This is a genomic window from Actinoplanes sp. NPDC049548, assembly GCF_040676695.1.
In the GTDB taxonomy this organism is placed as follows: Bacteria; Actinomycetota; Actinomycetes; order Mycobacteriales; family Micromonosporaceae; genus Actinoplanes.
Genome location: NZ_JBFAPM010000021.1, coordinates 84,931 through 96,304, shown reverse-complemented (window position 1 = coordinate 96,304; position 11,374 = coordinate 84,931). Strand labels below are relative to the sequence as shown.

The 11,374-nt window shown below is 73.6% G+C and carries 12 protein-coding genes; 7 read left to right on the top strand and 5 right to left on the bottom strand.

Translation table 11 applies throughout. The annotated features are described in order from the left end of the window. The first annotated feature begins 44 nt into the window (after positions 1–44). Positions 45–1,523 (top strand): SDR family NAD(P)-dependent oxidoreductase, encoded by a 1,479-nt coding sequence (locus AB0J80_RS31640; protein ID WP_364712273.1) that lies wholly within the window; start codon positions 45–47, stop codon positions 1,521–1,523. Further along, entirely contained in the window at positions 1,517–2,443 is a 927-nt protein-coding gene (locus tag AB0J80_RS31635) for an aminoglycoside phosphotransferase family protein (RefSeq protein WP_364712270.1), read from the top strand. The genes AB0J80_RS31640 and AB0J80_RS31635 overlap by 7 nt, the downstream gene beginning before the upstream one ends. Before the next feature lie 46 nt (positions 2,444–2,489). Here AB0J80_RS31635 and AB0J80_RS31630 read toward each other — a convergent pair whose 3' ends face one another. Together AB0J80_RS31630 and nadE are read right to left on the bottom strand one after the other, a co-directional pair. Further along, a complete protein-coding gene (locus AB0J80_RS31630; RefSeq protein ID WP_364712268.1) occupies positions 2,490–2,936 on the bottom strand; it encodes a hypothetical protein in 447 nt (148 codons plus the stop codon). Positions 2,937–3,036: 100 nt separating this feature from the next. Continuing rightward, entirely contained in the window at positions 3,037–3,870 is an 834-nt protein-coding gene (gene nadE, locus AB0J80_RS31625; RefSeq protein ID WP_364712266.1) for an ammonia-dependent NAD(+) synthetase, read from the bottom strand. 104 nt (positions 3,871–3,974) lie between these two features. Here nadE and AB0J80_RS31620 point away from each other — a divergent pair, with 104 nt between their 5' ends. After that, positions 3,975–4,484 (top strand): hypothetical protein, encoded by a 510-nt coding sequence (locus tag AB0J80_RS31620; RefSeq protein WP_364712264.1) that lies wholly within the window; start codon positions 3,975–3,977, stop codon positions 4,482–4,484. 12 nt (positions 4,485–4,496) lie between these two features. On the opposite strand, the gene AB0J80_RS31615 is transcribed toward AB0J80_RS31620, so the two are convergent. Next, positions 4,497–5,441 carry a hypothetical protein gene (locus AB0J80_RS31615; protein WP_364712262.1) on the bottom strand — a complete coding sequence of 315 codons (945 nt, stop codon included), beginning with the start codon at positions 5,439–5,441 and terminating at the stop codon, positions 4,497–4,499. Continuing rightward, positions 5,438–5,902, bottom strand: a complete 465-nt coding sequence (locus tag AB0J80_RS31610) for a nuclear transport factor 2 family protein (RefSeq protein ID WP_364712259.1) — start codon at positions 5,900–5,902, stop codon at positions 5,438–5,440. The genes AB0J80_RS31615 and AB0J80_RS31610 overlap by 4 nt, the downstream gene beginning before the upstream one ends. 77 nt (positions 5,903–5,979) lie before the next feature. On the opposite strand from AB0J80_RS31610, the gene AB0J80_RS31605 reads away from it, so the two are divergent. Genes AB0J80_RS31605 through AB0J80_RS31595 form a run of 3 tightly spaced genes read left to right on the top strand, consistent with a single transcriptional unit; the run spans position 5,980 to position 7,912 of the window. Next, positions 5,980–6,651 carry a TetR/AcrR family transcriptional regulator gene (locus AB0J80_RS31605; RefSeq protein ID WP_364712257.1) on the top strand — a complete coding sequence of 224 codons (672 nt, stop codon included), beginning with the start codon at positions 5,980–5,982 and terminating at the stop codon, positions 6,649–6,651. Between the two features lie 9 nt (positions 6,652–6,660). Continuing rightward, the gene (locus AB0J80_RS31600; RefSeq protein ID WP_364712255.1) at positions 6,661–7,029 is read left to right on the top strand and encodes a VOC family protein; all 369 of its coding nucleotides are present in this window, start codon (positions 6,661–6,663) and stop codon (positions 7,027–7,029) included. 7 nt (positions 7,030–7,036) lie between these two features. Continuing rightward, positions 7,037–7,912 (top strand): GNAT family N-acetyltransferase, encoded by an 876-nt coding sequence (locus AB0J80_RS31595; RefSeq protein ID WP_364712253.1) that lies wholly within the window; start codon positions 7,037–7,039, stop codon positions 7,910–7,912. Here AB0J80_RS31595 and AB0J80_RS31590 read toward each other — a convergent pair. Next, entirely contained in the window at positions 7,891–8,562 is a 672-nt protein-coding gene (locus AB0J80_RS31590; RefSeq protein ID WP_364712250.1) for a GntR family transcriptional regulator, read from the bottom strand. The genes AB0J80_RS31595 and AB0J80_RS31590 overlap by 22 nt on opposite strands. A gap of 16 nt (positions 8,563–8,578) precedes the next feature. Between AB0J80_RS31590 and AB0J80_RS31585 the strand changes: the two genes are divergently transcribed. Beyond that, positions 8,579–11,356, top strand: a complete 2,778-nt coding sequence (locus tag AB0J80_RS31585; RefSeq protein WP_364712247.1) for an FAD-binding and (Fe-S)-binding domain-containing protein — start codon at positions 8,579–8,581, stop codon at positions 11,354–11,356. The last annotated feature ends 18 nt before the right edge of the window (positions 11,357–11,374 follow it).

Genomic DNA, 11,374 nt, shown 5'->3' with positions numbered 1-11,374 from the left:
ACAGTGCCCTGCGGAGTACCAGGGTTCTACCGGACGGGATGAGCATGACCGCGACAGCTGACGAGACCGCCACCGCGTGCGGCCGCGCCGACGCCGCGCCGCCGCACGCGGGCATCGACCCGGAGCGCCTCGCGCTCTGCCTGGCCGTCATCGCCGAGGCGGAGGCCCTCGACCCCGAGCACCCGGACGCGGTCGCCGTGCGCCGGGCCACCGCCGGACTGTTCAAGACGGTGAAGCTGCGGCGGCGCAGGGACCGCCGGGACGCCGTACTCGCGAACGACCGGGCCGTCACCGCCGCCACCGCGACCGGCGCACCGACCCGGATCGACGACGAGACGGCCGGGCTGGCGCTCACGACCGGGACCACCGGCCAGGTCGCCGGGATCCTCAAGCAGCCGCGCGGCTGCTACATCTGCAAGCAGCGCTACACCCAGGTCGACGCGTTCTACCACCAGCTCTGCCCGGCCTGCGCGGCCCGCAACCACGAGCGCCGCGACGCCCGCACCGACCTGACCGGCCGGCGGGCCCTGCTCACCGGCGGCCGGGCCAAGATCGGCATGTACATCGCGCTGCGGCTGCTGCGCGACGGCGCGCACACGACGATCACCACCCGGTTCCCGAACGACGCGGTCCGCCGGTTCGCGGCCATGCCGGACAGCGCGGACTGGCTGCACCGGCTCCGGGTGGTCGGCATCGACCTGCGCGACCCCGCCCAGGTGGTCACCCTGGCCGACTCGGTCGCGGCCCGCGGGCCGCTGGACATCCTGATCAACAACGCGGCCCAGACGGTACGGCGCTCCCCCGGCTCGTACGGCGCCCTGGTGGCAGCCGAGTCGGCGCCCCTGCCCGACGGCCCCCTGCCGGAGCTGGAGTACCTCGGCGGCCACGACCCGGCGCTGCACCCCAAGGCGCTCACCGGACCCGCCACCTTCAGCCCGCACGCGTTGACGGCGCTGGCCCTGACCGGCGGCTCGGCCAGCCCGGAGCGCATCGCCGCCTCGACCGCCGTGGACGCGGGCGGTCTCGTGCCGGACCTCGCACCCACGAACAGCTGGAGCGACCGCGTCCACGAGGTCGACCCGCTCGAGCTGCTCGAGGTGCAGCTCTGCAACGTCACCGCCCCGTTCATCCTGGTGAGCCGCCTGCGCCAGGCCATGACCCGCTCGCCGTTCGGGCGCCGCTACATCGTCAACGTGTCGGCGATGGAAGGCGTGTTCAGCCGCGGCTACAAGGGCGCCGGGCACCCGCACACCAACATGGCCAAGGCGTCGCTGAACATGCTGACCCGCACCAGCGCCGAGGACCTGTTCGCCGACGGCATCCTGATGACCAGCGTGGACACCGGCTGGATCACCGACGAGCGCCCCCATCCGACCAAGATGCGCCTCGCCGACGAGGGCTTCCACGCCCCCCTCGACCTGGTCGACGGCGCGGCCCGGGTCTACGACCCGATCGTCCGCGGCGAGCGCGGCGAGGACCTTTACGGCTGCTTCCTCAAGGACTACGGGCCCATCCCGTGGTGACCGTCCCGGCGGACCTGCCGGTGGTCCGGGAGCTGTCCCGCAACCCGGAGGCCCGCCGCTGGCTGGAGAACCTGCCGCGGCTCATCGACGAGGTACGCGACACTTTCGGCCTCACCCTCGCCGCCCCGCTGCACGGCGGCAGCTGCAGCTGGGTCGCACCCGCAACCCTCCCCGACGGCACCCCCGTCATCGTGAAGATCGGCTGGCCGCACCGCGAGATGTACGGCGAACCGGCCGCCCTGCGCCTGTGGGCAGGCCGGGGCGCGGTCCGCCTCCTCGGCCACGACCCCGCCCGGCACGCCTTGATCCTGCACCGCTGCGACCCGGGCGACCAGCTCGCGGCCCACGACGCACCGCCCCGCGACCGGCTGCACATCGGCGCCACGGTCCTGCGCACCCTCTGGGCGGCGGGCCTGCCGGAGGCGACCCCCGCCGACCCGATCGAGTCCCTCGTGGACGTGACAGCCGACTGGGCGGACCTCGTCGAGGAGCGCATGTCCCGCCTGCGCCCGGCGTACGACCCCGGACTGGTCGCGGAGGGAGCCCGCCTGCTCCGCGACCTCCCTGCCTCGGCCCCGCACGAGGTCCTGCTCCATGGCGACTTCAACCCGGGCAACATCCTGTCCAGCGCGGACACCTGGCTGGCGATCGACCCGAAGCCCATGATCGGCGACCCGGCCTACGACGTGTGGCCGCTGCTGGAACAGATCGACGACCCGTACGCCTGCCCGGACCCGGGAGAGGTGCTGCGCGCGCGCATCGCCCTGCTGGCCGAGGACCTCGACCTCGAGCCCGGCCGGATCGCGGCGTGGTGCGTGGCCCGCAAGGTCGAGCTCGCGTTGTGGATGGCTCACCACGGCCGGGAGCGGGAGGGCTCGGCCCAGCTGCACGAGGCCGCCGTCATGGCCCGCTCGATGTGAACCGGCCGCTGCGGAATCCCCACGCGGTCCGGCACGGTCCATGCGTTCAGGAGACGGCGGTCTTCACCAGCTCGGCGACCTTCTTCTCGACTGTGGGGGTCCACTGCCGCAGGGCGTAGGCCACCGGCCACAGGTCACCGTCGTCGAGGTGGGCGGGGTCCTGGAAGCCGAGGGTGGAGTAGCGGTAGCCGAACTTGCCCGAGTCCTGGAAGAAGACGACGATCTTGCCGTCGGCGTTGGCGTAGGCCGGCATTCCGTACCAGGTCTTCGGGGCAAGGTCCGGGGCGGCCGCCGTGACCGTCACGTGGACGCGCTCGGCGAGCGCGCGGTCCTCGGGTGCCATCTCCGCGATCCGGTCCAGGACCGCCTGCAGGCCGTCGGCTCGCTTGGCGCCCTTCCTGCCCTCGGCGCGCAGCTCGGCGGCGCGCTCCTTCATCGCGGCGCGCTCCTCGGCGGTGAAGCCGTCGGCGGTCTTCGTGGTGTTGGTGGGCATCGCTCGTCACCCCTGCAGTTCGGGGCTCGGCGTGGCGCCGGGCCGGTTGAGGGAAGACTAGGACCGCCCGGGCTCGTGGCGCTTCTCCGATCCTGACCGGTCAGGCGTCGCGCCGCCACCACTCGTCGAGGGGCGTCACCGGCAGGGCGCGCTTGTGCCGGGTCGCGCGATAGGCCGACTCGATCCGCGCCACCGCCTCCGGCGGGACGTCGGCGCCTTCGAGGTAGTCGTCGATCTGCTGGTAGGTGACGCCCAGCGCCACCTCGTCGGGCAGCGCGGGGCGGTCGTCCTCGAGGTCGGCGGTCGGCACCTTCTGCCAGGCGCTCGCCGGGGCGCCGAGCTCCTGCAGCAGGGCGGCGCCCTGGCGCTTGGTCAGGCCGGTCAGCGGGGTGACGTCGACACCGCCGTCGCCGTACTTGGTGAAGAAGCCCGTGACGGCCTCGGCGGCGTGGTCGGTGCCCACGACGAGCAGGTTCAGCTGGCCGGCGATCGCGTACTGGATCACCATGCGTTCGCGGGCCTTGATGTTGCCGCGCACGAAGTCCCGCAAGCGGGTCTCCTGCACGCCGGCGGCGGTCTCGGCGGCGACCGCGTCCGCGCCGGGCTGCACGTTCACCGCGACCGAGCGGTCGGGGCGGATGAACTCCAGGGCGATCTGCGCATCGTGCTCGTCGGCCTGCACCCCGTACGGCAGCCGCACCGCGACGAAGGTCGCCGCCCGGCCCTCGGCGCGCAGCTCCTCGGCGGCCAGCTGGCACAGCCGGCCGGTCAGCGTGCTGTCCTGACCGCCGCTGACGCCCAGCACGTAGCCCTCGGCCGGGGTCGACCGCAAGTAGTCCTTGAGGAAGTCGACCCGCTGCCGGATCTCCACCTTGGGCTCGATCACCGGCTTGACGCCGAGCTCGGCGATGATGTGCTGCCGCGGGTTCGCCATGTCCGCACTGTACTGAACCGAAGATCATGGCGCGAAGGAACCGGCTAGGGTGTCGCTCGGTGTGGCGGGGGTCGATGTGACGGGGGTCGATGATGCGAGGTGGGATGCGGCTCGTGGCCGTGTCGGTGGTCGTGGGGCTGGCGGCCGGCTGCGGCTCGGGCAGTGACGTCCACGATCTGGAGGCGGTTCTCGCGGGGAAGTACCTTGATCCCCTCGGCGACGCCGGCATCACGGCGTCCGTCGTCCGCACGTGCCGGTTCGCGGACGCGGTGGACGCGCCCTGGCATCTCTCGGTCGAGCTGCGGGTCGACGCCCCGCAGGACCGGGTGGCCGATGTCCTGACGGGCGCGGGTGTCGTGATCGTCCGGGGCCGCGAGCCGATGATCGTGCAGCAGATCCGCAATGAGCCGGAGGAGGGCTGGGACGGCGTCCTGGCCGCGTCGGGTGATCGTTCGACGTTGCGGCTGGAGCGTCCCTACGCCACCCATTCGGGCTGGACCGACGCGCTCGGCTGGGGCGAGGTCTGCCCCGACAGCCCGCACCCGGATCCGGATCCGGCGACTTCACCACGATCTCATGGCCGGCGAAACGCTGCGCTTCTCGTTCTCGGCTGACCGCACCCGTGGTCAGGGCTGCAGCAGGGCCGCCCGTTCCCGGTCGAGCAGCTCCAGCCCGTCGCGGCTCGCCCTGATCCGGGCGGCCAGCGCGGCGCGGATCCGGCCGACCTGCCGGGCGGCGTGGCCCAGCTGCCCGAGGCCGTCCTTGATCTGCCCGCGGACGGACAGGTCGGTGAAGATGTTGTCCAGCCAGACGTCCGCGAACCGGGTGAAGCCGTCCAGCTCGAGCTGTCCGGCCAGCTCCGGCAGTGCCAGGTCCACGTCGCGCAGCTCCGCGCGGAGCACCGCCAGGCGGCGGTCGGCCTCGGCGGCGCGGGCGGCCGCGTCGTCGAGCCGGTTGTGCTTGATCATGCTGCTCAGCCCGCCGCCGCCCAGGAAGGTGTCGGCGGTGGACCAGCCGTCGGCCGATTCGAGCTGCTCGTTCGCCTCGGCGAGGGCGTGCGCGGCGGCCCGGGCGGCGGTGTCCGCCTCGGTCAGCTCCTTGAGCTCGGCGGTGAGGCGGCCGCGCTGCTCGGCGAGCTCCGTCAGCCGGGCGCCCGGGCCGGTGCCGCTCGCGCGCAGCTGCCGTTCCTTCTCCGCGAGCAGCGCCTGGTACGTGGCCGGCGCGGTCGACGTCGCGGCCAGGCGTGCCTCGACCTCCGTGAGCTGGGCGCGAAGCGCGTCCAGCCGGTCCTGCGCCTGGGCCACCCGGTAGCGCGCCGCCTCGGCCTCGGCCCGCTCCCGGTCGAGCGCCTGTTCCCGGGAGCCGCCGATGCTCGCCAGGAGCCGGGTCAGCGAGAGGCTCTCCAGCCGGTCGACGTCCCGCTGCTCGACGGCGTGCCTGCGGCGCAGCTCGTCCAGGTGCCGGGTCAGCTCGGCGACGGCGGCGAGGATCCCGGCCTTGCGGGACCTGAGCAGCTCGCGTTCCCGGATGTCGGCCGCAAGCCGGGTGAGGTCGTCCGCGTCCGCGGTCAAACCGGCACCGCCCTTTCCCAGAGAGGCAGACGAAACATCGCGTACGTGAACTTGCCCGTGATCCGGCCCTCTGCGTCGAAGTGGAAGACGTCCAGGCCATGCCACTGCAGCCGTCCACCGTAGCGGGCCCGCGCGAACCACCGCAGCAGTGGCGTCGCCCGCCGGCCGCGGTCGCCGGTGAGGTCGAGCCGGCACGCCCACCGGATCGTCGCCCGGCGCCGGGACTCGTCGATGACGCGGTCGTAGACGTCGAAGGTCGATCTTCCGAAGCGGCCGGTGAACTGGGGCGCGAACGCCGCCCGGATGGCGGCGCGCCCGCGCAGCTCGGGCTTCCTGCCCGGAAGGTACCGGGCGTCCTCGGCGAAGAACGCCATGACCCGGTCGAGGTCGGGTGCCGGCTCGTTGAAGGCGGCGACGAACGCGTCGATGGTCTCGCCGAGATCGGCGGAGGTTGATGTCATGGCACCGAAAGTTAGCAGAACGCCGTTTCTTTAACAAGAGAACGCCGTTCCGGTATCCCTTCGCTAGATTCAGGGGCATGCAGGATCGGTTCCAGCGGGCCCGGCGTCCCGACCAGAAGGAGCAGCGCCGCGAGGCGATCCTCGACGCCGCCCGCCGGCTGGCCCTCGAGTCGGGGGTCGCCTGGGTCAGCCTGGGTGACATCGCCACGGCCGTCGGGCTCGCGAAGTCCAATGTGCTGCGCTACTTCGGAACCCGCGAGGAGATCTATCTGTGCCTCACCAGGGAGGAGGGAACGCAGTGGGCGGCCGCCGTCACATCCGCCCTCCCCGGTGCCGGCGGTGCCCCCGCGGTGGCGTCGGCGCTCGCGGACGCGTTCGCCGACCGCCCGCTCTACTGCGACCTCACCACGCACGTGGAGACCTTGTTCGAGCACAACGTGACCGTGGCGGCCCTGCGCGTCCACAAGAGGTGGGCCATCGACACGTACATGGAGGTCGGCCGGCACATAGCCGCGGCCTGCCCGCCCCTGGCCCCGGCGGACGGCGCCGCGATGGTCATGGCGGCCGGCGCGTTCGTCGCCAAGCTGTTCCCCCTGACCCGGCCGCCCGAGGCGTTGCGAGAGCTGTACGCGCAGGAGCCCGAGATCGCTCGCGTCTTCCCGCCGTTCCGGCCCACGCTCACCCGCATGCTGGCCGCCACCGCGATCGGCCTCACGACAGCCGGAGCGGCCGCCCCGGAGAAGGCATAATCACTGACCATGGCCATCGGTCGCCTGCACCACGTGATCCTCGACTGCCCCGAGCCGGAGCTGCTGGCGGCGTTCTACAGCCGGCTGCTCGACCGGCCCGTCACCTATCGTGACGAGGACTTCGTGGTGGTCTCCACCGACGACCGCACCTCGGGCATCGCGTTCCAGCGCGCTCCCGGCCACCGCGGGTCCACCTGGCCCGACCCCGCGACGCCGCAGCAGATCCACTTCGATGTGATGGTGGACGACCTGGAGACCGCGGCCGAGGCGGTGCTCGCCCTGGGTGCCACCCGGCTGGCGGGCGACGTCTTCGCCGACCCCGCCGGTCACCCTTTCTGCTTAATCCCCCGCCCGGGGTGGGCACCGCCCGTCGGATAATGAGGCGGTGCAGATCACGCCGTGGCGGGAGCCCGAGCCCGGATCGTCGTCGTACCGGCTGGCCTGGGTCGCCACGGGTGGTGACGGGGATCCGCTCGGCGTCGCGTACCTGCGGGTCTTCACCGCCCCAGGCGCCACCGACCGGGCCGAGGCGGACGTGCGGGTGCATCCGGCGGAACGGCGGCGGGGCGTCGGCACGGCGCTGTTCGAGACGGCGACGGCCGCGGCCCGGGAGCTGGGGCGCAGGTCGGTGATGGCCGGGCCGGTCGCCGGCGGGTCACCCTTCCTGGTGGCTCGCGGGCTGCGCCCGGTGCTGGACCTGACGTTCGCGCGGCTGGCGATGGCCGAGGCGGACATCGGGCGACTGACCGCCCTCGCCGGGGAGCCGCATCCGGGATATCGGCTGATCAGCTGGGAGGGCACGGTCGCCGGCGACCTCGCGCCCGCCTTCGCCGCCTCGCGGCGGGCGATGGACGACATGCCGATGGACGAGGCCGGCGTCGCGGCGGAGTCCTGGGACGTGGACCGGGTCCGTGCGATCGCGGCGGCGGTCGACAAGCGCGGCGACATCCTGTGTACGGTCGCCGCGGTCACCGAGCAGGACGGCGCCATCGCGGGCTTCACCGAGCTGGTGGTGCCGGGCGAGAAGGGCGGGGACGCCCAGCACTACGGCACCGGTGTGCTGCCCGAGCACCGCCGGCGCGGCCTCGCCCGCTGGATGAAGGCGGCCGCGATCGTGCACATCCACGACGCGCACCCGCAGGTGGCCGGCCTGCTCACGGATTTCGCCGACAGCAACGTGGCGATGCGGCGGCTCAACGACGTCCTCGGCTACGCCCCCACCCACCAGTCGGTGCTCTATCAGCTCGACCTGGCCGAGTAGGAGGCGAGCAGCGCGGCGCCGGTCGCCTCCAGGTGGGCTCGCATCGCGGTCTCGGCCGCGGCGCCGTCGCGGGCGAGCACGGCGGTGACCACCGGCTCGTGCTCCGCGTGGATCTGCTTCAGGGTCCGGCCGCTGGCGGTGGTGGGCGGGCCGAGCAGGGCCGTGGTGGAGCGCAGCTGAGCAACGACGGCGGCGGCGCGGGCGTTGCCGGAGGCGCGCAGCAGCAGGTCGTGCAGCGTACGGTCGGCCGGCCAGAAGGACGCGTCGTCGCCCCGGGCGGCCGCGTCCGCCATCGTGGCCAGCGCCGAGCGGATGGCGGCGTGCTGCTCGTCCGTACCGATCAGGGCTGCTTTGCGGGCGGCGGGCGGTTCGAGGGCGAGGCGGATCTCGATGATCTCCTCGACGTCGTGCGCCCGCGGCCGCAGGACGCGGAAGCCGCGGTTGCGCCGGATCTCGACGAGACCCGCCTCGGCCAGGCGCAGCATCCCTTCCCGGACCGGGCTGCGGGAGACGCCGAGCAGGTCGGCCAGCTGGTAGACGGAGTAGGTCGTCTCCGGCACCAGCTCGCCGGCGGCGATGCCGTCGCGGACCGCCTCGGCGACGGCCTCGGCGAGGGACGGAGCCTGCGGCGGGAGGCGGAGTGCGGGCATGAGTAACATGTTACTTATGGATCACGTGGTGACGGCACTGGAGCAGGCCGGGCTCGAGGTGCGCGCCGACGCCGGCACCCTGGGCATGTACGCCTCCGACGCCTCCCTGTACCGCATCCCCCCGCTCGCCGTGGTGCGACCGCGACACGTCGACGAGGTGGCCGCCGCCCTCGCCGTCGCCCGGGAGACCGGGGTGCCGATCACCTCCCGCGGCGCCGGCACCTCGGTGGCGGGCAACGCGGTCGGCCGCGGCATCGTGCTGGACTTCTCCCGCCACCTCAACCGGGTCCTCGAGGTGGACCCGGAGAGCCGGACCGCGGTCGTGGAGCCGGGAACCGTGCACGCCGTCCTGCAGAAGGCCGTCACACCGCACGGTGTGCGCTTCGGACCGGACCCGTCGACGCATCCGCGGTGCACGATCGGCGGGATGATCGGCAACAACGCCTGCGGCTCCCGCTCGCTGGCGTACGGGCGCACCTCCGACAACGTGGCGGGACTGGAGCTGCTGACCGCCGCCGGCGAGAGGCTCACCACGGGGCCGGACGGCGTGCACGGCGCCGAGCCGGTGATCGACGCCGTCCGCACGGTGATCGGCAGGCACCTGGCCACGGCCCGCACCGAGTTCGACCGCTTCGGCCGCCAGGTCTCCGGGTACGCGGTGCAGCACCTCCTGCCAGAGCGGTTCGACCTCACGCAGGCGCTCGTCGGCTCGGAAGGCACGCTCGCGGTCATCACGCGGGCGACCGTGAAGCTGGTCGTCGACTCCCCCGTGCGGGTCGTCGTGGTCCTCGGCTTCCCCGACATCGTGGCCGCCGGCGAGGCCTCCCCCGCCGTGGTCGCGCACGGCCCCACCTCCTGCGAGGGGCTCGACTCCCGGCTGCTCGACGTGCTGCGCGCCCGGCGCGGCGCCGACGCCGTCCCGCCGCTGCCGCGCGGCGGCGCCTGGCTCTTCGTCGAGCTGGCCGGCGACGACCCCGGCGAGGTCGAGTCCCGGGCCCGGCGCCTCGCCGCCGACGGCATCGGCACGGACGCGCTGGTCGTCACCGATCCCGCCACCCAGGCCCGGCTGTGGCGGATCCGCGAGGACGGGGCGGGGCTGGCGGGGCGCGCCCCGTCGGACCGGCCGGCCTGGCCCGGGTGGGAGGACGCCGCGGTCCCGCCCGAGCGGCTGGGCGCGTACCTGGCCCGCTTCGACGAGCTGGTCGCCGGTTACGGGATGACGTCCGCGCCGTTCGGCCACTTCGGCGACGGCTGCATGCACGTACGCCTGGACTTCCCGCTGGACCAGCCCGGCGGCACGAAGGTCATGCGCGACTTCCTCACCGATGCCGCGCGGCTCGTCGGCGAGTTCGGCGGCTCCCTCTCCGGCGAGCACGGTGACGGCCGGGCCCGCTCGGAACTGCTGCCGCACATGTACTCCGCCGAGGCGATCGCGCTGTTCGCCGGCATCAAGCACGCCTTCGACCCGGGCAACCTGCTCAACCCGGGCGTGCTGGTCGACCCGGACCCTGTGGATGCCGACGTGCGGCCCGCCGGGCGCTTCCCGTTGCAGGGGCTCGCGCTGGCGTACCCGCACGACGGCGGCGACCTGGGTCAGGCCGTGCACCGCTGCACCGGCGTCGGCAAGTGCCGTGCCGACAACTCCGCCGCCGGTGGCGTGATGTGCCCGTCGTACCTGGCCACCCGTGAGGAGAAGGACTCCACCCGCGGACGCGCGCGGGTGCTGCAGGAGGTCGTGCGCGGCGAGCTGGCCTGGTCGGACCCGTCGGTGCACGACGCCCTGGACCTCTGCCTGTCCTGCAAGGGCTGCGCGTCGGACTGCCCGACCGGCATCGACATGGCCACCTACAAGTCCGAAGTGCTGCACCAGACCTACCGCGGGCGGCGGCGGCCGCGCTCGCACTACACGCTGGGCCGGCTCCCGTTCTGGGCGCGGCTGGCCGGGCGCACGCCGCGGCTGGCGAACCTCGGCGTCCGGCTGCCCGTGCTCGGCGGGTTCCTGCTGTGGCTGGCCGGGGTCGACCGGCGGCGCTCGGTCCCGGCGTTCGCCCGGCGCCCGTTCCGGCGTACCTTCGCACCCGCTGCCGGTGGCAAACCGGTCGTCCTCTTCGCGGACTCCTTCTCCGACGCCTTCTCGCCCGAGGTCGCCGAGGCGACGGTACGCGTGCTGCGCGCCGCCGGATACGAGCCGAGGCTGCCGTCCGGATCGGTGTGCTGCGGCCTGACCTGGATCACCACGGGCCAGCTCGACTCGGCGAAGAGCATCCTTTCGCGTACGGTCGCAGCCCTGGCCCCGGACGCCCGGGCCGGAATCCCCATCGTCGGCATCGAGCCCTCCTGTACGGCCGTGCTGCGCTCCGACATCCACGAGCTGCTTCCGGGCTCCTCGGATGCCGCCGCCGTCGCCGGGTCCGTCCGCACCCTCGCCGAGCTGCTGTCGCAGACCCCCGGCTGGTCCCCGCCCGACCTGTCCGGCGTGGACGTCGTCGCCCAGCCGCACTGCCACCAGCACGCCGTCCTCGGCTGGAAGACCGATGCCGACCTGCTCGCCGCCGCGGGCGCCCGGGTGCGGAGGCTGGCCGGATGCTGTGGCCTGGCCGGCAACTTCGGCGTCGAGATCGGGCACTACGAGGTGTCCGTGGCGGTGGCCGAGCAGAACCTGCTTCCCGCCCTGGACGCCGCCCCGGACGCGGTCGTGCTGGCCGACGGGTTCTCCTGCCGTACGCAGGTCGCCGACCTGCGCGGCCGGCCTGCGGTGCACCTGGCCCAACTGCTCGACCGGCGAGGGGGGTAGACAGTGTCTACCAAGTCG